This is a genomic window from Edaphobacter flagellatus (genome assembly GCF_025264665.1).
Taxonomy (GTDB): Bacteria; Acidobacteriota; Terriglobia; order Terriglobales; family Acidobacteriaceae; genus Edaphobacter; species Edaphobacter flagellatus.
Genome location: NZ_CP073697.1, coordinates 1,543,159 through 1,565,870, shown reverse-complemented (window position 1 = coordinate 1,565,870; position 22,712 = coordinate 1,543,159). Strand labels below are relative to the sequence as shown.

17 protein-coding genes are annotated in these 22,712 nt (G+C 58.0%); 9 read left to right on the top strand and 8 right to left on the bottom strand.

Annotation, left to right across the window (positions count from 1 at the left end; all coding sequences use genetic code 11):
* Nucleotides 1-17: 17 nt before the first annotated feature.
* A complete protein-coding gene (locus KFE13_RS06625; RefSeq protein WP_260706377.1) occupies nucleotides 18-1,877 on the bottom strand; it encodes an amidase in 1,860 nt (619 codons plus the stop codon).
* A gap of 327 nt (nucleotides 1,878-2,204) precedes the next feature.
* Between KFE13_RS06625 and KFE13_RS06620 the strand changes: the two genes are divergently transcribed.
* Nucleotides 2,205-2,813 carry a PEP-CTERM sorting domain-containing protein gene (locus tag KFE13_RS06620; protein WP_260706376.1) on the top strand — a complete coding sequence of 203 codons (609 nt, stop codon included), beginning with the start codon at nucleotides 2,205-2,207 and terminating at the stop codon, nucleotides 2,811-2,813.
* Between the two features lie 135 nt (nucleotides 2,814-2,948).
* Here KFE13_RS06620 and gyrB read toward each other — a convergent pair whose 3' ends face one another.
* A complete protein-coding gene (gene gyrB, locus KFE13_RS06615; protein WP_260706375.1) occupies nucleotides 2,949-5,588 on the bottom strand; it encodes a DNA topoisomerase (ATP-hydrolyzing) subunit B in 2,640 nt (879 codons plus the stop codon).
* 380 nt (nucleotides 5,589-5,968) lie between these two features.
* On the opposite strand from gyrB, the gene KFE13_RS06610 reads away from it, so the two are divergent.
* From KFE13_RS06610 to rplT, 3 genes are all read left to right on the top strand, one after another.
* On the top strand, nucleotides 5,969-6,277 hold the full coding sequence (locus KFE13_RS06610; RefSeq protein ID WP_260706374.1) for a hypothetical protein: 309 nt from the start codon (nucleotides 5,969-5,971) through the stop codon (nucleotides 6,275-6,277).
* 504 nt (nucleotides 6,278-6,781) lie between these two features.
* Nucleotides 6,782-6,979 carry a 50S ribosomal protein L35 gene (gene rpmI, locus KFE13_RS06605; RefSeq protein ID WP_035350027.1) on the top strand — a complete coding sequence of 66 codons (198 nt, stop codon included), beginning with the start codon at nucleotides 6,782-6,784 and terminating at the stop codon, nucleotides 6,977-6,979.
* A 217-nt stretch (nucleotides 6,980-7,196) separates the two neighbouring features.
* A complete protein-coding gene (gene rplT, locus KFE13_RS06600) occupies nucleotides 7,197-7,571 on the top strand; it encodes a 50S ribosomal protein L20 (protein ID WP_260706373.1) in 375 nt (124 codons plus the stop codon).
* Between the two features lie 88 nt (nucleotides 7,572-7,659).
* Here rplT and KFE13_RS06595 read toward each other — a convergent pair whose 3' ends face one another.
* Complete coding sequence (locus tag KFE13_RS06595) at nucleotides 7,660-8,871, bottom strand: metallophosphoesterase (RefSeq protein ID WP_260706372.1); 1,212 nt, start codon at nucleotides 8,869-8,871, stop codon at nucleotides 7,660-7,662.
* Nucleotides 8,872-9,037: 166 nt separating this feature from the next.
* Between KFE13_RS06595 and KFE13_RS06590 the strand changes: the two genes are divergently transcribed.
* The 3 genes from KFE13_RS06590 to KFE13_RS06580 all read left to right on the top strand — a co-directional run bounded on the left by KFE13_RS06590 (nucleotide 9,038) and on the right by KFE13_RS06580 (nucleotide 12,162).
* Nucleotides 9,038-9,943 carry a polysaccharide deacetylase family protein gene (locus KFE13_RS06590; protein ID WP_260706371.1) on the top strand — a complete coding sequence of 302 codons (906 nt, stop codon included), beginning with the start codon at nucleotides 9,038-9,040 and terminating at the stop codon, nucleotides 9,941-9,943.
* Between the two features lie 69 nt (nucleotides 9,944-10,012).
* Entirely contained in the window at nucleotides 10,013-11,404 is a 1,392-nt protein-coding gene (locus KFE13_RS06585; RefSeq protein ID WP_260706370.1) for an FAD-binding oxidoreductase, read from the top strand.
* Nucleotides 11,401-12,162: an SDR family oxidoreductase gene (locus tag KFE13_RS06580; RefSeq protein ID WP_260706369.1), complete on the top strand. Its 762-nt coding sequence runs from the start codon at nucleotides 11,401-11,403 to the stop codon at nucleotides 12,160-12,162. Before KFE13_RS06585 ends, KFE13_RS06580 begins: the two co-directional genes overlap by 4 nt.
* 5 nt (nucleotides 12,163-12,167) lie before the next feature.
* Here KFE13_RS06580 and KFE13_RS06575 read toward each other — a convergent pair whose 3' ends face one another.
* The 4 genes from KFE13_RS06575 to KFE13_RS06560 all read right to left on the bottom strand — a co-directional run bounded on the left by KFE13_RS06575 (nucleotide 12,168) and on the right by KFE13_RS06560 (nucleotide 16,355).
* Nucleotides 12,168-13,193: a transglutaminase family protein gene (locus KFE13_RS06575; protein ID WP_260706368.1), complete on the bottom strand. Its 1,026-nt coding sequence runs from the start codon at nucleotides 13,191-13,193 to the stop codon at nucleotides 12,168-12,170.
* A gap of 12 nt (nucleotides 13,194-13,205) precedes the next feature.
* Nucleotides 13,206-14,168, bottom strand: a complete 963-nt coding sequence (locus tag KFE13_RS06570; RefSeq protein WP_260706367.1) for an alpha-E domain-containing protein — start codon at nucleotides 14,166-14,168, stop codon at nucleotides 13,206-13,208.
* Nucleotides 14,169-14,184: 16 nt separating this feature from the next.
* On the bottom strand, nucleotides 14,185-15,651 hold the full coding sequence (locus KFE13_RS06565) for a circularly permuted type 2 ATP-grasp protein (RefSeq protein ID WP_260706366.1): 1,467 nt from the start codon (nucleotides 15,649-15,651) through the stop codon (nucleotides 14,185-14,187).
* A 68-nt stretch (nucleotides 15,652-15,719) separates the two neighbouring features.
* Nucleotides 15,720-16,355, bottom strand: a complete 636-nt coding sequence (locus KFE13_RS06560) for a cysteine dioxygenase (protein WP_260706365.1) — start codon at nucleotides 16,353-16,355, stop codon at nucleotides 15,720-15,722.
* A gap of 179 nt (nucleotides 16,356-16,534) precedes the next feature.
* Here KFE13_RS06560 and typA point away from each other — a divergent pair, with 179 nt between their 5' ends.
* Both typA and KFE13_RS06550 read left to right on the top strand, forming a co-directional pair.
* On the top strand, nucleotides 16,535-18,352 hold the full coding sequence (gene typA / locus KFE13_RS06555) for a translational GTPase TypA (protein ID WP_260706364.1): 1,818 nt from the start codon (nucleotides 16,535-16,537) through the stop codon (nucleotides 18,350-18,352).
* Nucleotides 18,353-18,725: 373 nt separating this feature from the next.
* Nucleotides 18,726-20,030 carry an alpha/beta hydrolase family protein gene (locus KFE13_RS06550; protein WP_260706363.1) on the top strand — a complete coding sequence of 435 codons (1,305 nt, stop codon included), beginning with the start codon at nucleotides 18,726-18,728 and terminating at the stop codon, nucleotides 20,028-20,030.
* Nucleotides 20,031-20,146: 116 nt separating this feature from the next.
* Here the strand turns inward: KFE13_RS06550 and KFE13_RS06545 are convergent, their stop codons facing one another.
* Entirely contained in the window at nucleotides 20,147-22,609 is a 2,463-nt protein-coding gene (locus KFE13_RS06545; RefSeq protein WP_260706362.1) for an ABC transporter permease, read from the bottom strand.
* Nucleotides 22,610-22,712: the final 103 nt, after the last annotated feature.

Genomic DNA, 22,712 nt, shown 5'->3' with positions numbered 1-22,712 from the left:
TAACGAAACTCTATACCTCAACCCAGTTTAGGGTGCAGCCGATGAAAGCCGGTCGCCTCCTGGTAGACGCGTGCAAATGCAGCAAGACGAGCATCGGAATAAAGCCCTCCAAGAAACGTCAGCGAAACCGGGGTTCCCGGTCCGCCGACATTATCCGGTGCTCCATCGCCCGTATGCTCTGGCTGAGGCGCATCATCACCGCGCACACCGTTTGGCACAATGATCGCCGGATGCCCTGTGAGGTTCGTCGCCGACAGCTGCGTGCCAAAGGTAGGCGTCACAATCACATCCACCTCGGCAAACAACTTCGCTACAGCGTCCATGGCAAGCGATCGCGCCCGCTGCGCCTGAATGTAATCCACCGCGGAATAGAAGCGAGAGACACGGAACTGGGTCGGCCACTCCTGCGGTCCCTGGTCCGTCAGCAGGCTATCTCTGCCGCTGATGGTCAGATCGTCGAACGCCGCAGCCGACTCCGCGCCAAGCACATGCGTAATATCACCGAAGTGATACCCGTTCGGCCACGTTACTGGAATCAGCCGAACGCCCATGTTCTTCAATTGATCCAGCGCAGCCAGATCATATTTAAGGTCATACGCTTTACGTTCGTAGTTCTTCTTCCTTTCAGCAAAAGCCTCCGGGCCCGGCTTCGTTGCCTCAAATTCGCTCTTTAGATAGCCGACCCGCAGTTTTTTCCAGTCCAGCTCTGCATCCCAGTTGAAGGCGGCGTCCTTTACGCTGCGGTCATGTCCATCCGGTCCATAGATGGCACTCATCACCAGCGCGCAGTCTTCTACGCTCCGGCAGATCGGCCCAATCTTGTCCATTGTCCAGGTCAGCGCCATTGCTCCAGTCCGCGGTACAAAGCCAAACGTTGGACGCAGGCCGGTCGCTCCGCACCGCGACGAAGGCGATGCGATCGAGCCCAGCGTCTCGGTTCCAATGGCGAATCCCACGCAGCCTGCTCCCACCGCTGATGCGCTTCCAGCCGAAGACCCGCCTGAAGGCTGATGGCTGTTCCACGGTGTGCGCGTCATCCCGCCAAACCAGATCGGCCCCTGTGCCAGAGCGCCCATGCTCAGCTTCGCGACAAGCACTGCGCCAGCCGCATCCAGCCGCTCCACCACCGTCGCGTCGTAGTCGAAGGTCTGTTCCTCAAATCCACCCGCGCCCCACGTTGTGCGATACCCCTTCACGGCCAGCAGATCCTTCGCGCCCCAGGGAATTCCATGCAGTGGCCCTCTATATTGTCCGGAGGCAATTTCTTTGTCTGCTGCGGCCGCCTGCTTCAAAGCACGCTCTTCGGTCAGCGTAATGACGAAGTGTAGCTGCGGATCGTACCGCTTCAGCCGTTCGATATAGAGCTTCGTCAGTGTCACGGAACTGACCTTGCGCGTCTTTACCAGTTCCGCCAGCTCGCGCACGGAGGCAAACGCAAGAGCATTTTCGTTCCCGACCAGCGTCTTTACTTCAGGAGCCTTACTCATCCGCATCGGCTTGCGTTCTGTGTCCAGCTTCATTCCTGCCGGAAGCGGATCGAAGACAAACGCAGGAGCCACCCCGTTCGAAATCTTCATGTTGCGAATCACCAGCACCGAATCGCGCTGCTCTCGCAGGCCGTCCAGCATCATCGCCTTTTGCTCGGCTGTCAGCTTGATTGCGGCAATCGCAGCCGCAGCGTCAATCATCTCGGGCGTGATGGCCGGAAGGTGATCTCTATCGACGCCTGCTCCCTTCAAAGCTGGTTTTTCCGCTGAAGAAACCTGCGAGGCAGCCATACCCCACAGAACGCCGGGCAGCAAAGTCTGCCCGATCCCTGCCGCCGCACAGACGCCCAGGAACCGCCGTCGATGAATCCCACCAGAATCTCTGCTCATCCCGGCATTATTGCATCCGTCCGTCTCTCACCAGATACCGGGTTGGAACCATCCTGCCAGCCCCTGAGAAGGGAAAATCTGTTCCTTTTTCGGTGGAAGAACTTTTCCCTGCCATTCCACCCATCCTGTGCAAATTATTGCGATATTGCAGAAAGCCTACATGCTAACTCGAACAAAACTAGTGACCTGGGACCCATTTCAGTTTGGCCAGCTATGTGCATATAGACATACTAGTGACCTGGGACCCATTTCAGTTTGGCCAGCTATGTGCATATAGACATGGCGTTACAGCAAGTCTGTCACCTCGGCCATCTTCAAAGGAGTCCTATGCGTCGCTTGTCTCTTGTTTTAGCCTTAGCCTCTCTCGTCGGAGTCGTCCCTGCTCTTCGGGCTGATTCTATCCCTTATTCCAACGTTGGTACCCCGGCCAATCCCATCACCTATGTTGCCGATGCAACAGGTAATGTAACGGGCTATTTCGTCGGTTCCAGTGCTGGCGACAACTCTGTTATCCGCATGATCGACATCACCAGCGGCTACACCAGCAGCTACTTCTTCCCGAACCACGCAACCGCTCCTGGTTCATCGCAGAACTTCGGTGCGGTCAACGCAGGCGATATCCTCGTCTTCGAGTTGTATGACATGACCTCGGGTTTCCACCTCTCGACTGACCCGTCCAATAACCCCGATGGCGTTACCCACGGTTACGGTACGGCCTTCTCGGGTGGTCTGATCGGCTCGAATATGTTCCCCGCCGGAACCTATGTCGGTTTTGAGGATACCCCCTGGTTCGACTACGACTACAACGATAACCAGTTCCTCTTCACCAACGTTTCGATCGCTCCGACTCCTGAGCCTGGAAGCCTTCTGCTTCTCGGCACCGGTATCCTCGGCGTGGCAGGAACGCTTCACCGTAAGATGTTTGCCGCCAAGTAAGACAGACGCTGTTCAAACTGAGATGGCCTGGTTAACCAACCAGGCCATCTTTCTTTTGTCTCCCAGTTCTCGCTACAAGAAGAAGGCGGCCACAAAACTGTGGCCGCCTTTGTTTGATGAGTTGCAGGCTGAAGCTTAGATATCCAGGTTCTTCACATCCAGCGCATTTTCTTCGATGAACTTGCGCCGGCTTTCGACATCCTCACCCATCAGCGTCGTAAAGATCTCCTCGCACGCTGCAATGTCTTCCAGCTTCACCTGCAGCAGCGTTCTGCGCTCCGGGTCCATCGTCGTCTCCCACAGCTGAGGAGCCGTCATTTCGCCAAGACCCTTGTACCGTTGCACCTGGTATTCCTTGCGGCCTTGCTCGATCACATACTCGAAGACTTCGCGCGCCGTCTGCTTCTCCACGGGGTCCTGGTTGGCCTTGCCGCCGCGCTTGCTGCCTTTCACTTCAAGTGCCGTGCCAGGAGCTGAGGCAATCTCCGCCACGCCCTCATCTGCGGCAGCCTCTTCCAGCTCCTCGACCGCCTCTACCTTGGAAGCCTTTGCGGCGTATTCGATCACATACGGTCCCGCAAGCTGCTCGGTGATTTGCGCATGCTTGCCCAGCATCTGGCGCGTCTCCGGAGCGGACGCCAGTGTCCAGTCAATCGACCGTACCGCACCCTGCGCATCCGTGAAGTTGACCGAGTACATCTTGTGCTCCTCGTCAAACTCCACATCGCTCACATGCTTGAACTGGTAGGTCTTCGCCACAGCATCCAGCTTTGCCTTCATCGCCTTCAGCTTCTCTGGCGACTCGAAGTCGGCACGCTTCGCAGGCTCTTTGCCCTCATTGGCAAACAGGTTGGCAAACTCACGCGTAACCACTTCATTGCGCAACCGCTTCTCCACCTTGTCAAAGAAGCCAAGGTAGTCGTTCAGCTGCCCCATGAACTTCGTCAGCGCCGCGCCTTCCAGCTTCGCTCCACCCTCACCATAGCGAATCACCATGCCGTCGGCCGCGCGCTTGATCATCACCGAAACATACTCGCGGTCGTCCTTGATGTACTGCTCGAACTTGCCCTTCTTGATGCGATACAGCGGTGGCTGAGCGATGTACACATTGCCTCGCTTGATCAGCTCCGTCATATGCCGGAAGAAGAACGTCAGCAGCAGCGTGCGGATGTGCGATCCGTCGACGTCCGCATCGGTCATCAGGATCAGCTTGCCGTAACGCAGCTTCGAGATGTCGAAGTCGTCCTTGCCGATGCCCGTGCCCAGGGCCGTAATCATCGCGCGGATTTCCTCGTGGCCCAGCATCTTGTCGTAGCGGGCCTTCTCGACGTTCAGAATCTTACCCTTCAGCGGAAGGATCGCCTGGAACTTACGATCGCGTCCCTGCTTAGCGGTTCCTCCTGCGCTCTCACCCTCGACGAGATACAGTTCGCAGCGATCCGGCTCACGCTCCGAGCAGTCTGCCAGCTTACCCGGCAAGCCGCCGCCGTCCAGAGCACCCTTGCGGCGAGTGAGGTCACGGGCCTTACGTGCCGCTTCACGGGCACGCGCCGCGTCAATCGCCTTGTTGATGATCTTCTTGGCCACCTGCGGGTTCTGCTCAAGGAAGGCGCCCAGCCGCTCGTTGACGAACGCCTGCACCGTGCCGGCAATGTCCGAATTCAGCTTGCCCTTCGTCTGTCCCTCGAACTGCGGCTGCGACAGCTTCACGCTGATCACGGCAACGAGACCCTCACGCACGTCGTCGCCGGAGAGGTTCTCCTTCACATCCTTGAACAGGCCCATCTGCTGGCCTGCCCAGTTGATCGTGCGGGTCAACGCCGCGCGGAAGCCCTGCAGGTGCGTTCCGCCATCAACCGTGTTGATGTTGTTCGCAAAGGTAAAGATCGTCTCGGAATACGCATCGTTGTACTGCAGCGCAATCTCCATGGCCACGTTGTCGCGCTCGGCCTCCATGTAGATCGGCTTGTCGTGCAGTACCTGCTTGCCCTTGTTCAGATGCTTGATGAACTCTGCGATGCCGCCAACGTACTTGAACTCCTGGTGCTTGGCCTCGCCCGTCTTCGCATCGGTGACGCGCTCATCGGTCAGGTGAATCTCAAGGCCCTTGTTCAGGAAGGCGAGCTCGCGCAGGCGCTGGGCCAGCGTGTCGTAGTTGTACTCGGTGACGGTGAAGATCGACTTGTCCGGAAGGAAGTGGATCTTGGTCCCCAGCTTCTTCGACGGACCCATCTTTCGCAGCTTGCTCGTCGGATCGCCCTTGGCGTATTCCTGTGTCCAGGCAAAGCCGTCGCGCCAGACCTCGACATCGAACTCCTCCGAGAGCGCATTGACGCAGCTGACACCGACGCCGTGCAAACCGCCGGAAACCTTGTAATTGGAGGAGTCGAACTTGCCGCCTGCATGCAGGATGGTGAGTACAACCTGAACGGCGGGCATGGTCACGCCGTTGACGGTCTTGTCGCCCACGGGGATGCCGCGGCCGTCATCGACGACGGTGATGGAGTTGTCGACGTGAATGGTCACATCGATGCGAGTGGCAAAGCCGGCAAGTGCCTCGTCGACCGAGTTGTCGACGACCTCATAGACCAGGTGGTGCAGACCCTGCTCGCCCGTCGAGCCGATATACATCGCCGGGCGCTTCCGCACAGCAGCCAGTCCTTCGAGAACCGTTATGTTCTCCGCCGAATATCCACTTGAGCCAGGCTTTGCCTGACCGTTCTTCTCGTTATTGTCCAAAAGATCCGTTCCAGTCGGGACTGCGGTCGTTGCCATGTAACTCCTGAAAACTGCTGGGGTGACCCGCCGGGCCTGTCTCGCCAAAGCTCGCTAACTACCGTGTAAATCAATTACTTGGGGACAGATTCAACCGGGATTTTCCGTAACTTAAGTATAACACGCTGTAGGCACAAAACAGCCCTGTGGAACCACCCCGTTCCTGCGTCGATACACCCCGCCAGCTCGCCCGATCGCGGTGGCCCCGCATTTCTTTGCAGACTATCTACGGGAGCATGATATGCAGCAACCAGCCTGCCAAAATGACTCACCCCAACCACGCAACTTCAAGCCCATATCTCTCGCTAAGTCGTTGCATCCAAAGTTGTACTGATCAATCCCACAACGGTTGCTATCGTCGGTACTCAGAGGTGAAACACATGAAGCTGAAACGCTTGTTGATGGCATCTGCCCTTTGTCTTACTTTGTCTGCCCCCTCTGCCTTTGCCTGCGAGCACGGTAGCGGGTCGATCTTCTCCTTCTTCCACCACTGCGATCATGATCACGACAAAGACAAGGATCGCGACCGGGATCACGACCGCGACCGAGACCACGATCGCGGTAAGGGCTGCAACGGTGGTGGAGGCTCGTCCTCGGGCGGGAGCTCTTCGGGAGGTGGTTCGTCTTCCGGTGGTGGTTCTTCGACCGGTGGAGGCAGCTCATCCGGCGGTGGCATCGTCTACAAATAATCCCGGCCTGGATGGATGGCTTTGCCAGCCAAGCGCCCACCTGGCACACATCGTGTACGTACCCGCACTCAGGAAGCGGGGAACTCCCCGTCGGCTCCGGCTTTTGCCGGAGCCGCTGTCGTTTGGGCTCGTGCCGGTCTTGTCAAGCCCCCTGCTTCTCATGTTCCACAAATAGAAGGAGATACGCGGTATTAAAAGTGCCGATTTGTATCTCCGGGATAGCTATACTGGAAGTAGTCCCAACAGACGCAGATACCCATCCATCTTCTCCTGATGCTAAGCCATTACCATTCAATACTTTGCGTCTAACGGACCGAGGAATCAATGGTTTACATGGCTAAATATCCGGGGTGTCCTAAGAAGTCTATATTTTTGAATACTTTGCGCAAATTCGTACAGGAGGGCACCCTCTCCGGGCTGCGCAAGGCAAATTTCGGATGACGCCTCCCGATTCTCGGGTATACTTGAAAGGTTGTCGAAACACTGCAACTAGTCAGGAACACAATGCCAAAGTTGAAGACACACTCAGGCGCAGCCAAGCGCTTCAAGAAGACCGGTACGGGCAAGTTCAAGCGCGGCCAGTCCAAGATGCGCCACATCCTCACCTCCAAGAAGACCAAGACCAAGCGCCATCTGCGCTCGATCACGCTGGTCTCTGAGGCGGATTCGGCCAAAGTCGCCCGCATGATTCCCTACGCCTGATCCAAGAAAGACGGAAGAACGTCTTTCGGTTTTCAGGAAGAAGTGGAATTGAAACAGTTTTCAGATCGAGCCGCTGGAAACAGCAAAGGGCCGGTAAAAGCGTAAAGGCCCCTGGGACGCGCGGAAGCAAACCCCACCGAGATCTGAAGTAGCAAGCGAGTGAAGAGGTCACCTTACCTCCAGCCGCTCAAACGAAGTACGCAAAAGGAGAACTACGATGCCCCGTGTAAAACGGAGTACGAAACGCAGCGACCGCCGCAAAAAGATCCTCAAGCGCGCAAGCGGTTACTTCCTCACCAAATCCAAGCTCTATCAGGCAGCTCAGGAAGCCGTCGAGCGCTCCCTGATGTTTGCCTACACAGGCCGCAAGCAGAAGAAGCGTCAGTTCCGCTCCCTCTGGATCGTCCGTATCGGCGCAGCAGCCAAGCTGAACGGCATGAGCTACTCGACCTTCATCGATGGTCTCAAGAAGGCCGGCAACCAGCTCGATCGCAAGATCCTCGCTGACATCGCCGCCAACGATGCCGCTGGCTTCACGGCTCTCGCCGAGCAGGCCAAGGCCGCTCTGGCCGCCACCGCGAAGGCAGCGTAAGAGCTTTCGACGTCAGAAGCTTTGAAAGAAGAGGCATGGCCATAGGCCATGCCTCTTCTGCTTGCCTCTGAACTTCTGCAGCCAAAAACTAATGTGCTCGTCGAGGAACATCGAAGCTGTCTACGATGGTTCCATCGGTCGCTGTTACTGTGACATGAAGCTTGTCGCTGCTGGCATCAACGCGAGCCACCTGATCCTGACCAACGACAAGCACGGGATAGTTGTTGCCCGCCTCACCCGCGTTGAAATGCACGAAGCGGTGATAGTGACCGGCTATCACAAGATCGACCTTTGCCTCGTTAGCAATCTTCGTCCAATCCGCATTATGGCCATCGAGCCAGCCCCAGTCCGGCTGATGCATCAGCACCACCCGAAACGGTGCGGCTGCCAGATCGGAATTACTTTTTACCTGCTCACGAAACCACTCCAGCTCCTGCGTGCGATAGGGAGCCTGCTGATTCAGCCCGGCATAGACCGGTGTTGCGTCCGGCTTGTCCTCGCCAGAATCCATGACTAAAAAATGAACTGGACCGGTACTGCGCGCATAGAAGTAACGTCCTTCGCCGACCGGAGTGAGGTAGTTCGCCATGCTGCGCGCAAAGGGGCCGCGCCACTCATGATTGCCGCGAGCGATCAGCACAGGCTTGCCATTCAGAGCTTTGCCGATAGGATCCAGCCAATGATCGAAGACCTGGTCTTCGTCTGTTGCATAGTCCAGCCCGTCCCCTAGATGCACCAGAAAATCAGTTGAGGACCACTGAATGCTATTCATCAGGGCGTTGATACGCGGCAGGCTTTCATGGGTGTCCGTGATCAGGCTGAAGGAGATGTCGCGATCGCTGGCGGGAAGTGTCGTCAGGGAGTAGACGGCACTCCGAGTGGGAGTTCCGTTGACTGGCCAGTAAGGCTTTAGCCGGACGACCGGCGTGGCCACAATGCGGTACTGGTATCGCTGTCCAGCCTTGAGACCAGTAAGCTCGATGCGGTGCAGTGTGCCAACCGGCAGTTGGCCAAACTGATTCGCCTCGGCGGTCTGTTGGAAGTCCTGCGTGCCGTACTCGATGCGCGTGATCGAAGGGACGTTGGTGGTCCATTCGATTGTGGCCGATGTCTGCGAGGCCGCGAGCACAAGCGGGCCGTGGACAATGACGGCGTTGGCTTCCATCACAGGTGCAGGCCGGTTGGCAGCATCGTTCGGCGGGGGAGCGGGGTGACTGGCCAGGGAGGGTCTGTGTGGCATTCCTTGAGCGGCGGCCGTAGTGCCGATAACGACTAGGACCATGGCAAGACGGTGAAGCACGATGTGCCTCCTTGGCGATTTTCGAAATATTACTTTGATTTATTAATTAGCACTATTAATTCATGTAATAAAGAAGTTTAGGCAATAAAAGGAAATATTTAAAGATGGCGAAGTCCTATGGAGCGCATTGAGGCCGCCGGACAGATAAGCTATAGGCAATTCGCTTATGTCCTTCTTTTTGAAGAAACTGGCAATCGCGGCACTGTGGTTTGCGGTACCGCTCTGTGCTCAGCAGGTGGCCATCACCTTTGACGATCTGCCGGAACACGGTGATCTTCCACCGCATGTCACCCGGCTGCAGGTTGCAAAGTCTATCCTTGCGACCATCCGGGAAGAGCGGCTGCCTCCGGTCTATGGATTCATCAACGCCGTTGCTCTTAAAGACACACCATCGGAGATTCATGTGCTGCGCGCCTGGCGAGCTGCGGGACAGCCGCTGGGAAGCCACACTTATTCGCACGCCGACCTGTCTGCGATAACTCCGGCGCAGTATGAGTCTGATATCGCGAAGAATGAGCCACTGCTCAAACAACTGATGGGCACACAGGATTGGAGATGGTTCCGCTATCCCTATCTGCGCGAAGGAGACACGCTGAAGAAGCGTGATGCCATTCGCGCCTACCTGGGGCAGAAGGGATATCGCGTGGCGCAGGTCTCGCTCAACTTCGAAGATTGGGCATGGAACGATCCATATGCGCGCTGCTCGGAGAAGCATGACACCGAGGCGATTCAATGGCTGCACGATAGCTATCTCTCTTCGGCGGGCGACGCAGTGACACGATTCCGCAATCTGACCCACACGCTCTATGGCCGGGATATCCGCTACGTCTTGTTGCTGCACATCGGTCCATTCGATGCGAAGATGTTTCCCGAATTGATCGCTCTTTTACGTCAGCGAGGTTTCAGCTTCATCTCGCTTCCCGAGGCGATGAGCGATCCGGCTTACTCTGCCAACCCTAACTTTTTCGGCCAGCACGGATTAACTTTTCAGGAGCAGGTTGCAGCGACACGACATCTGCCTTTTGAGAACAGCATTCCCGCACTGGAGAAGCTGGACAACCTGTGCAAATGAAGGCTGAGGTGAAGAGCCTGTAAAGATATGCAAAGAACCTCGAGCGCTCAGCTATCATCGTAGATAACGATGCCCGAGACTGAAACGCAGCAGCAGCGTCTGAGCTATGAGCAGGGAAGTGCCACCGGGCAGCCCTCGGCGAAGGTTCCTTTTGAGTCTTGGGGACGATATCCAACGTATGATGCGACGTTGATTCCTCTGCACTGGCAGAGTGATTTCCCCGCAGTCGTGCGCGGTACGCACAACGGCGTGTTGCCCGTCGGATTAGGCCGCAGCTATGGCGACGTCTGCCTGCTCAAGGGCGGCAATCTTCTACCCACTCCTGGGATGAGCCGGCTGATCTCCTTCGACCCGGAGACGGGCCTGCTTACCGCAGAGACAGGTATTTCGCTGGCGCAGATTCTTGACTTCGCCGTGCCGCGTGGATTCTTTCTCCCCGTCACTCCGGGAACGAAATACGTCACGCTGGGCGGGGCGATTGCGAACGATATTCATGGCAAGAATCATCACGTTGCCGGAACCTTCGGTCGCCACGTAACGCAGTTTGAGCTGGTGCGGTCAGACGGAACCGTTCTGCGCTGCTCGCCGACGGAGAACGCTGAGTTCTACGCAATGACCATCGGTGGTCTTGGCCTGACCGGCTTTATCCGCTGGGCGACGCTGAGGTTGAAACCGATTGTTTCGCGCAAGATCGATTACGAGGGAATCCAGTTCCACGGCATCGATGAATTTCTCTCGCTCACAGAAGCAAGTAAAGAGATCGAGTACACGGTTAGCTGGGTCGATTGCACCTCGACCGGCAGAAACTTCTGCCGGGGGGTTTTCATGCAGGGCGATCATTCGACCAAACGTGATGAGCTCAAGCCTTCGCCTGAGCCAAAGCTGGTCTTCCCCTTTGATGCTCCGGGCTTTCTGCTGAATCACCTGAGCGTCGCAGCCTTCAACACAGTCTTTTTTCACAAGCAGATGGGCAAACGCCAGGTTGCGCTGCAGGACTACGAGCCGTTCTTCTATCCGCTCGACAAAGTGCTGCATTGGAATCGCATGTACGGTAAAAGCGGGCTGTTGCAGTTCCAATACGTGATTCCGTGGAACAATGCGCGTGAAGGCACGGTCGCGATCTTGAAGGAAGTTGCGAAGTCCGGCCTTGCCAGCTTCCTCGCGGTGCTCAAGGCTTTTGGCGATGTCCCTTCGCCCGGAGTGATGAGCTTTCCGCGCCCGGGTATAACGCTGGCGCTCGATTTTCCGATCAAGCCCGGCAGGAGCTTCCCGCTCTTTGAACGTCTCGCCGATATGACGCTCGAGTTTGGCGGGCGGCTTTATCCGGCGAAGGATGCCGCGATGACTGCCGCACAGTTTCAGGCGTTCTATCCAGAGTGGCAGCAGCTAGCCCGTTTCCGTGACCCGCTCATCACGTCGAGCTTCTGGGAGCGCGTCACCGGAGAACAGCCCAGTTTATGAGTCACAATAATTCGACCTTCCCACGCAAGATTCTTGTTCTCGGCGCAACCTCCGGCATTGCCGAGGCCACCTGCCGCATCTGGGCTGCGCAAGGCGCAAGCCTCTTTCTTGTAGCACGCAACACGGACAAGCTTGCCGCTGTCGCTGCTGATCTGCGTACGCGCGGAGCGAACTTTGTTGACACTGCCGTCGCCGATCTCGACGATACGGATCGCCATCCCGCGCTGCTTGCGCATGCGGTCAATTCGCTGCAAGGGCTGGATATTGCTTATCTCGCGCATGGCGTACTTGGAGATCAGGCGCAGGCCGAGCAGGACTTCAACACTGCGGCGCATATTCTGCACACTAACCTGATGGCTCCAGTCTCGCTTGTGACCTGGCTGGCGAACTTCTTTGTGCAGCGTCATGCAGGAACGATTGCTGTGCTCTCGTCCGTTGCCGGAGATCGCGGACGCAAGTCGAACTACGTGTATGGCTCCTCAAAGGCTGGACTCTCAGCCTTTCTGGCAGGTCTTCGCAACCGGATCGATCGCGAAGGCGTTACTGTCCTGACCGTCAAGCCAGGGCCGACAAAGACGGCTATGACGGCGGGCATGAAGGGGTCGGAGAAGTTTGCCGATGTGAACGCTGTAGCAAAGTCGATCGTTGCAGCGATTGACAAGCGAGTTGACAACCTCTACGTCCCATTTCAGTGGCAGCCGATCATGTTCGTCATCCGCCACATCCCTGAGCGCGTGTTCAAGAAGCTGAATCTCTAGCACAGCTAAATTTCGAGAGATAACAGATCGACACGCTTCCGCTTCGTCTGTTGCTGTTGTGCGATCTGCTGCTGGCGCGTTGGCGGCGGAAGCTGCTCGGGAAGCTGTGTTGCTTTCTCGACCAGGATCGACCAGTCTTCCGGCACCGGTAGCGTGTGGTCGAGTCCCGCAGTGGCCTCGCTTGGTGTGACGCGCACAGCGACTGTAAGCTCGCTGGCGGCCTGTCCACGAAAGACCCCTCGTGTCGGAGGAACGTCGGCATAGTCTCGCCCAATCGCGGTGCGAATATGACGGTCTCGTGCGACAAGCCAGTTGGTTGGATCGAAGCCGACCCAGCCAAACTGCGGCAGAAGCGCCTCTATCCATGCATGCGTAGCTGAATGCAGCGAGCGATTGTGATCGCTCTCGCCGTGGAATAGATAGCCGCTGACATAACGGCATGGGATGCGAAGCTTCGAGCGCACCAGGGCGATCATGATGTGTGCAAAATCCTGGCAAACACCCGCCTTTGTGCTCAGGGCCAGATCAATCGGCGAGTCGACTTTGGTGGACTTCGGTTTGTAGTCGAAGTACTCAAAGATTTGCTGATTGAGTTGGTGCAGCACCATCAACGGATCGTCGCGACGGCGAACGTCGAACTTTACTGCCAGCTCTTCGAGAGCATCAGTCGGCGTTGCAAACTGGCTGGGCAGCAGCATCTCCCAGTAGTCGCCCTGTTCGACTAATGAATCTAGTTCAGCCCATGCATCGGGTGCGAGAAATGACGGTATCTGTATCGGAGGCTGCACCTCGACCAGCGATTCGGCGACGATCACAAGCTGTGGATGCTGGCCGGGAATGTCGAAGTGATGAATGTGATTTGCCAGGTGATCCCGATAGCTAAAGACACGACATCGCGGGCTGACAGAAAGATGGAATGTCAGGCACCGCTGGTTCTGGTCGCTACGTGGATACATCCGCGTTTCCATCATGCTCTCGCTGATGGGGCTGCTGTAGAGAAACTTTGTTAGATGGCGGATCGAGTAATACATAGCAGTTCCTCTCTAGCCAGCCAGCGCGGTCTGAATGGAATAGTCGACATACAGCTCGTAGATGGTTTGGTGAATAGCGCGGCACTGCGCCAGAATGTTTCGCAATACGCCGACCACGTTCTGATGGAGAACATCTTCGATCGTCGTGAAGCTCAGCATGGACTGTAGCCGCCCGCCCAGCCTGTATAGGGTCTCAGCACGATGCTTCCCGCTCTCGTGCTGAATCTCCTCCAGCGCCTTCTGCATGCTGTCGATAGCGAACCGCAGCGAGTGTGGAAACTTCTCATCAAGCAACAGAAATTCGAGAATGCGTTCGGGAGTCAGGTCAGCGGTGTAGACCTTGCAGTAGGCTTCAAACGCTGTCGCAGATCGCAGCAGCCCCATCCACTCAAGATATTCGTTGCCCTCCGGAATGCGCTCAGGATAAATCCATAAGTCTTCGTGATAAGCCTCAAGCAGCATGGCGGTTGCGGAGGCACGCTCGATAAAGCGGCCAACCTGAATGAACTGCCAGCCCTCGCCGTGACTCATCGTCGAATCGGTGATGCCTTGGAACTGATGAATGGCCTCCGTCACGGATTGAAGAAACTCCGTGGACTGGCCATCCACTCCGGCCTCAAATCCCGGGCTGGTGACCTGCAGATAGAGCGAGTTGAGTCGCTGCCACTGCTCCGTCGATATCTGCTCGCGCACATGCCGCGAGTTTTCACGTGCAGCGATAATGCAGCTCACGATGGAGGCTTTATAGTTCGTATCGAAGGTCAGCGCGCGCGTGAGCGAATAAGGGTCGCCTGTCCACGCAACATCCTGCGGATAGCCGAGCGCGTGCAACACCCGCAGCCAGCGATGCTCCGAACTGGTCGAGCTTTCGTCGAGCATGAGGTTCAGGTTGACATCGAGCAGACGCGCGGTGTGTTCGGCACGCTCGAGATACCGGGCCATCCAGTACAAGCTATCGGCTACGCGGCTCAGCATCGGCATCTTCCTTTCGTTATTGGCTCAACACCCATGTGTCTTTGCTGCCTCCGCCTTGTGACGAATTGACGACGAGCGATCCACGTGTAAGTGCGACGCGTGTCAAGCCTCCGGGCACAACAGTAACCTTGTCGCCGTAAAGAACATATGGGCGCAGATCGACGTGTCGTGGCTCCAGCGCATCGCCGATCAGGCATGGAGCACGTGAGAACGAGATAGTGGGCTGCGCGATGTAATTGCGTGGGTCGGCTTCGATCTTGCGAGCGAATTCCTCACGCTGCGCAGCCGTCGATTGCGGGCCGATCAACATGCCGTAGCCGCCGCTCTCACCGACTGCTTTGACGACAAGCTTGTCGAGGTTCTGAAGCACATGCTGGCGCTCGTTGGGGCGTGTGAGCAGGTAGGTTTCGACGTTCTTCAGCACCGGCTCTTCGCTGAGGTAGTACTTGATGATGTCGGGAACGTAGGCGTAGAGAGCCTTGTCGTCGGCCACGCCGGTGCCGAAGGCGTTGGCGAGCGTAACGTTGCCTGCGCGATAGGCGTTGAACAGTCCAGCGACGCCGAGGATCGAGTCGGGCCGGAAGGCAAGCGGATCGATGAAGTCGTCGTCGACGCGACGGTAGATCACATCGACACGGCGCAGGCCGCTGGTCGTGCGCATGTAGACGATGTTGTCGTGCACGACGAGGTCGCGGCCTTCGACCAGCTCGATGCCCATCTGGCGGGCGAGGTACGCGTGTTCGAAGTAGGCGGAGTTAAAGACGCCGGGCGAGAGCAGCACAATGTTCGGCTCGGGTCTTCCTTCAGGAGCGAGCGAGCGCAGTGTGCCGAGCAGAAGCTGCGTGTACTGCTCGATGGGCCGCACGTTATAGCTGCGGAAGAGCTGCGGGAAGATGCGCTTCATCACGCGGCGGTTGGTGAGCATGTAGCTGACGCCGCTCGGAACGCGGAGATTGTCTTCGAGTACGACGAACTCACCGTTTTCGAGCCGGATCAGATCCGTTCCGCAGATGGCGATGTAGATATTGCGCGGCACCTGCAGACCGATCATCTGGCGACGATACTGCTTGCAGCTGAAGACCACCTCGCGCGGGATGATGCCGTCCTGCAGGATGCGGCCTTCGTTGTAGATGTCCTTCAGGAAGAGGTTTAGCGCGGTGATGCGCTGCATCAGTCCGTGCTCAACCTTGGCCCATTCGGCTGCAGTGATGATGCGCGGTAGAAGATCGTAAGGGAAGATCTTCTCCGTGCCTTCTTCGCGTCCGTAGACGGTGAAGGTGATGCCCTGATTCAAAAAGCTCAGGTCGGCTGCCTGTTTGCGGCGCTGCAACTCATCTGCAGGGAGCGACGAAAAGTGGCCGAGCAAGGGCTCGTAGTGTCTGTGTAACTCACCTGCTGCCACGAACATCTCATCATAGGCGTGGTCCAGCAGATAGTTGTTCATCGCTATCTGCGCGAACTGCGTGGACGAATCCTGTGCCATTGAGTTTTTGAGTATAGCGGCAGTGGGGTGAAGCGCAAGCGAAAATTTTATTGTGTAACGGTGGCAGACTACTTTTCGAGCCTGTGGCCTTCTTTGCTGAAGTAGCTAAGCTGGCGACGATAACAGCGCTGATGATCGAGGTCGAAGGCGATGCAGGAGTCAAAAGGCTTGGAGTAGACGTGCAGGCTGATGCAGCCTGTGTTTCCAGCGTTTTCGATCTGATGGATGGTCTGTAGCTTATCGACGGTGACCATGCCGGTGCCTTCGGCGCAGCTGACCGTACGAATTTTGTCGAGCTGGATCTCAGTGGCTCCGCCAAGGCAGTCGATGTTGACGACGTTCTGGTTCTCGGGGGCGTTGCAGCGCTCGTGGTGGTACTCGTGGGTAAGCACCTCGCCCTGGGAGACGGTCATCCAGCCGAGCTGGCCGTTATGGGTATGGATGGCGGTCTTTTGACCCGGTGACCAGCAGATGGTCATGACCTCGAAGAGCTCGTCGCGATAGATGAGGTTGCGTGTGTAGAAGCTGTCGCGCCACCAGACGAAATCACGAAGCGCCTCGGGGCGCAGGGTGGTGGCGGCCATGTATTCGGCAATCCGGTCTTTGGTGATCAGGTCCCGCTCCAACTCGCGTAGTCCAGCGATGAAGTCCGCTACGCTCGTCCGCAGCGGGTGGGTACAGTTGGCGATCTCGGGTGTCGACATGGGCTTGCTCCTTACTTTTTTATTATCGCGCGGATAGCTCAAGGATTTCAGCAAGCTTTAATGCTTCCTGGCTCTTCTGGGGCGGCCAGAACCGGCTAACTGCGGTAAACTAAGACAACACGCGCATTTTCAGATTTTTCCATCCTTCAGCGCGTGTAAAGACAGGATATTCAACTTCAGTGAGCACCCAGCAGCCGATCCGCAACATCGCCATCATTGCCCACGTCGACCACGGCAAGACCACGCTTGTCGACGCCATGCTTCGCCAGTCAGGAACGTTCCGCGCCAACGAGGCCGTCGCCGAGCGCGTCATGGACTCGAACGACCTTGAAAAGGAGCGCGGCATCACGATTCTGGCCAAGAACACGGCCATCCATTACAAGGGCTCGAAGATCAACATCGTCGATACACCGGGCCACGCCGACTTCGGCGGCGAGGTGGAGCGCGCGCTGAAGATGGTGGATGGCGTGGTACTGCTGGTCGATGCTTCGGAAGGGCCTCTGCCGCAGACGCGCTACGTGCTGGGCAAGGCGCTCGAGGCCAAGCTGACGCCGATTCTGGTGATCAACAAGATCGATCGTCCTGACGCGCGTCCGCAGGAGGTGGTGAACGAGGTTTACGACCTGTTTATCGACCTCGACGCCGACGAAAGCGTGCTTGAGTTTCCGATCATCTACACCAACGGCAAGCAGGGCACGGCGACAATGGACCTGGCGAAGCCGGGCACGGATTTGATGCCGCTCTTCGACCTGATCGTGAACACGATCCCGGTCGCGCCTGGTTCGCCTGAGGGCGATCTGCAGGTGCTGGTCACCAATCTGGATTACTCAGATTATCTGGGTCGTCTGGCGATCGGACGTGTGTTCAACGGAACGCTGCGCAACGGACAGGAGGTCAATGTCTCGCGTGCGGACGGTTCGTTGGCGCCGGTCAAGATCACCAAGCTGTTCACCTACGAAGGCTTGAAGCGGGTCGATACGGACTCGACCGATGTTGGCGACATTGTTGCGATTGCCGGTATCGAGAACATCACGATTGGCGATAGCTTCTGCGCGATTGAAGACCCGAAGCCGCTGCCGCGCATCAAGATCGATGAGCCGACCATTGCGATGGTCTTCTCGGTCAACAACGGTCCTTTTGCGGGCAAGGAAGGCAAGCAGGTCACGAGCCGCAACATCAAGGAGCGGCTGGAGCGCGAGCTGCTGGTGAATGTTTCGATCAAGGTTGAGGACACCGGCTCGCCGGACAGCTTCAAGGTGATGGGCCGCGGTGAGCTGCAGCTTTCGGTGCTGATTGAGAACATGCGCCGCGAGGGCTTTGAGCTGATGGTGTCGCGTCCGACGATCGTTACCAAGCGCATTAACGATCAGCTGATGGAGCCTTCGGAGATTCTTTCTGTCGATGTCCCAGAAGAGTTCTCCGGAGCGGTGATCATGAAGCTTGGGCCGCGCAAGGGCGAGATGACCAAGATGAGCAATCATGGTTCGGGCCGCGTTCGCATGGAGTTCAACGTGCCGTCGCGTGGACTGATTGGTCTGCGCAACGAGATGCTGACCGAAACGCGCGGCACGATCATCATGAACTCGATTGCTGGCGAGTACATTCCTTATACGGGTGAGATTCCGCAGCGTCCTACGGGCGCGCTGATCTCCGACCGCCAGGGAACAACGACAACGTATGCGCTTTCCGGCCTTGAGGATCGCGGCATTCTGTTTGTTCCTGATGGCATTGAAGTGTACGAAGGCATGATTGTCGGCGAGCACTCGCGCGATAACGATCTGGACGTGAACTGCGTGCGCGAAAAGAAGCTGACGAACATGCGTGCTTCAGGATCGGACGACGCGCTGCGCCTGACGCCGTACAAGCAGCTGACGCTGGAGCAGTCGATTGAGTTTGTCGCCGACGATGAGCTGGTCGAGGTGACGCCGAAGTCGCTGCGCATGCGGAAGAAGGTGCTGCAGGCGAATCGGAGACCGCGGAAGGGGCAGATGGAATAACCCCCTCCCCTCTACATTTTTCCTAAAATATTGCATTGAAATGGTTTAACCGGATATGATCTCGGTAAAATATTGAAAATGCGGTGTTTAGGTGTAAAAATATTGAAAATAAATGCTTTAGACCGATAGAAACGCCCGGACCGAAATCCGGGCGTTTTCTTTTTCTCTCTACTTCTTATTGTAACGAGGGGAGAGAAACTGATCGGCACTTTTCTGTGACTCTATTTGCTTTATTTTGTTGGGGATGCGATTTTAGGGGGCTTGACAGATTGTGGCGTGCTGCCGGAGTGGGGAGTGAGGAGGTCAGACCAGATGGGATAGTATGGGCCGTTCCCGATTTTGTGGCTTTATGACGGTTGCGAGGTGAGGCGTGATGCGGGCAGGTTGGCTGGCGGTTCTGGTGTTGTTTGGGGCGGTGGGTGCGTCTGCGCAGACGCAGGCGACTCCGGCTCTACGGGCGGAGGTGGCGGGGATTCCGGCGAACTATGACGAAGCGAAGGTGGGGACGTATACGCTGCCCGATCCGCTCGTGATGAGCGATGGCAAGCCGGTGAAGGATGCGAAGGTGTGGATGACGAAGCGGCGGCCGGAGATTGTGCGTCTGTTTGAGACGCAGCAGTATGGGGTAGCTCCGGGGCGGCCGAAGGATGAGAGCTTCGATGTGATCGAGAAGGGAACGGCAGCATTGGGTGGGAAGGCGATCCGGCGGCGGGTGGAAGTTCATCTGAGCGCGGATAAGGCGGCTCCGGTGATCCATCTGGTGGAGTATCTGCCGGCGGGAGCGAAGAAGAAGGTTCCTCTGTTGTTGTGTATTAGTTTTTTCCCGGCTTCGAATATGGTGGACGATCCCGAACTGCCGACGGGCGAGGTCTGGGACGCAAAGACGAAGACGCGGGTTCCGGCGGCGCGGGGGACGATAGCGGGCAAGATCGATGTGCCTGAGCTGATCGCTGCGGGATTCGGCGTGGCGACGTTTTATTACGGCGATGTAGAGCCGGATTATGCGGAGGGATTTGCGCAGGGGATTCGCAGGTTCTATCTGAAGCCGGGGCAGACGACGCGAGGGCCGGAGGATTGGGGCTCGATTGCGGCGTGGGCGTGGGGCATGAGCCGTGTTGAGGACTATCTGGAGACGGACAAAGATGTGGATGCGAAGCGGGTGGCGATCCACGGGATTTCGCGGCTGGGCAAGACAGTAATGTGGGCTGGAGCGCATGACCAGAGGTTTGCGGCGGTGATTGCGAGTTGTTCGGGTGAGGGTGGCGCGGCGTTGAGTCACCGCAATTATGGGGAGACGATTGCGCACCTGACGGCACCAACGCGGTTTCCGTATCAGTTTGCGGAGAACTATGGGAAGTGGGCGGGATTTCCGGATAAGGCTCCGATGGATGCGCATATGTTGGTGGCGCTGATTGCTCCGCGTCCGCTGCTGTTGCAGACGGGGACGACGGATTACTGGTCGGATCCGAAGGGCGAGTTTTTAGCAGAGGTGGCCGCTGGACCGGTGTATCGGCTGCTGGGCAAGAGCGATCTGGGGACAGAGACGTGGCCTGCGGCGAAGGTGCCGGTGCTGCATGATTTGAGTTACTACATGCATGATGGCGGACATGGGATGGTGCCGGGGGACTGGGCGGTGTACGTGGAGTTTTTGAAGATGCATCTGCATCCGGAGCGGTAGTAATGGCTGGGATGCGAAATGCGGGGGTTCCTCGCTTCGCTCGGAATGACACGGTAGGTGTTGCGTCTACCGTCGATGCTCAGGGTTAGATGTTCTGGCTCATCCCGTGCCGGAGATTATTCGGTGCGTAGTGCCTCCATGGGTTCGATGGTGGCGGCCTGACGGCAGGGGAAGAAGGTTGCTGCTGTGGCAGCGACGATGAACAGGAGCATCGTTGCGAGGATGACGGTGGTGTCTGTGGTGGCGGTGTCGTAGAGCATGGTGGCGAGGGTTCTGCCGATGCCGAGGCTGGCGAGCCAACCTAATAGCAGTCCAGTGAAGACGGGAGCGAGGATCGTGCCGAGCATCAGGCGATAGATGCTGGTGCGAGTGGCTCCGAGGGCCATGCGGACGCCGACCTCCTGTGTGCGTTCGTGGACGACATAGCTGAGGGTTCCGTAGATGCCGAGAAGAGCGAGAAGGAGAGCTGCGGCTCCGAAGGAGACGAGGATGGCGGTTTCGAGGCGCTCGGGTGCGATGGAGTTGATGAGCTGCGCGTCGAGTGTGTGCATGCGCGCGATGGTGACGTTGGGGTTGTAGGTCCAGATGGCACTGCGCACGGTTTCCATGAGGGCTGAGGGCGGCTGCGTACTGCGGACGAGGAAGTAGGCTGAGCCGGGAGGCATGTCCCAGTAGGGAAGATAGACCATGTTGACGGGGGCTTCGCGGAGGGAGTTGTTGTGCGCGTCGGCGACGACGCCGACGACGGTGCATAGATTTCCATTGCGTTTGAACTGGCGTCCGATGGCGGAGAGGCCGGGCCAGACGGCGCGCGCGGTGGATTGCGAGATGACAGCGTTCATGGTGTCTCGATCGCCATCGTTGAGCGGGCGTCCTTCGACGATGCGCTGCTGGAGGGTTTCGAAGTAGCCGGGGCTGATCCAGCGGTAATTTGCCTGCGCGTGATTGTCTCCGGTGCCGTCGGTGGCGACGACGCCGTCGATCCATGTCTGGCCTTCGAGGACCATGGCGCTGGCGAGGGAGGCGGACTGGACGCCGGGGAGGGCGCGGAGCCTGGCGAGCATACCGTCCTCGAAGGCGCTGCGGGCGGCTTTGTCGAAGGATTTGCCCTGGAGGTAGACGTCGGCGACGACGACGTTGTCGGTGGAGAAGCCGCGGTCGAAGGTGGAGAGGCGTACGAGGCTTTTGGCGAAGAGTCCCGCGATGAGGAGCAGGGTTGCGCAGAAGAAGACCTGCGCGCCGACGAGCCGGCGGCGAAGCTGATTGCTGAAACGTGAGCCGGTGGAGTGCGCTGAACTTTGCAGGACCTGTTGCGGGCGGATGCGAAGGAGTCGCAGTGCGGGGAAGATGCCGAAGATGAGCGATGCGCCGACGGTGAGGGCTACGGAGAGTGCGAGCACGCCGAGATCGAGGGAGATAGTGGACATGCGCGGGATGGCGAGCTGCGCATAGCGCGAGAACCAGTGGACGGCGAGGAAGGCGAGTGCGATGCCGAGAAGGCCGCCGATGAGGGAGAGGAGTGCGGATTCGGCGAAGGCGCTTTGCAGCAGGCGTGTGGAGGAGGCTCCGAGGGCGGAACGTACGGCGGCTTCGCGGTCGCGGCTGGCGAAGCGGGCGAGTTGTGCGTTGGCGAGGTTGACGCAGGCGATGAGGAGGACGCTGGCGACGGCGGCGAAGAGCAGCCAGAGGCGTGAGGCGGTCTTGCCGACGATGGCTTCTTTGAGCGGCTGCACGTAGGCGGAGAGAGCGCCTTCGCGTGGACCGTTCATCTGATTGGCAGGCGTCTGTCGGACGATATCGGTGGCGATGACGTTGAGCTGTTCCTGCGCCTGGGCGAGGGAGATGCCGGGTTTGAGGTGGGCGAGGACGATGAAGTTGCCGAAGTCGCTCATCCAGCCGAAGTCGTTGGTGGGTTTGATGACGAGTGGAGAGATCATTTCGATCTCGGGCATCTGGCGGGCCATGGGCGAAGCGGAGAGCTCGTTGGCTTTGGGGAAGTAGAACTGTTTCGGGAGAATGCCGACGACCTGAAAGGGAGTGCCGGCGAGGTAGAAGGTGTTTCCGATGGCGTTGCGGTCGCCGTGAAAGAGGCTCTGCCAGAGACGCCAGCTGATGATGGCGACATGCTGGTGGCCTTCGGTGGCTTCTTCGGGAAGGAAGTTGCGGCCGAGGATGGGCTGGACCCCGAGAACGTCGAGGAGATTGGGCTGGGCGATGACTCTTCCGGTGAGTGCGGGGTGGTCATTGTTGCCGCCGCGGCTCACTCCGATGGAGCTCGCCTGGAGGATGCACATGTCTTCGAAGGCGGTGGCTTGTTTGCGCCAGATGTCGGCGTGGCGCGGGTTGGGGCCGACGTAGGGGAAGAGTTTTTCGAGGAAGTGGACGCGCTCCCAGATGGTGACGAGGCGGCCGCTGTCGCGATAGGCGAGCGGCTTGATCAGGACGCCGTCGACGATGCTGAAGAGAGCGGTGGTCGCTCCGATGCCGAGGGCCAGGGTGAGGATGGCAGTCAGGGCGAAGCCGGGCGATTTGCGCATCTGACGGAGTCCGTAGCGGAGGTCCTGAAGGATGGAGGGCATGGCTTCTCCTGCCTGCTATTTTGGCTGACTTTGGAGGATACGCGGTTTTGTGGGGATTGTTCCGGATGGATGAGGTTTTGGAGGGGGAAGAATTCAGATTCTT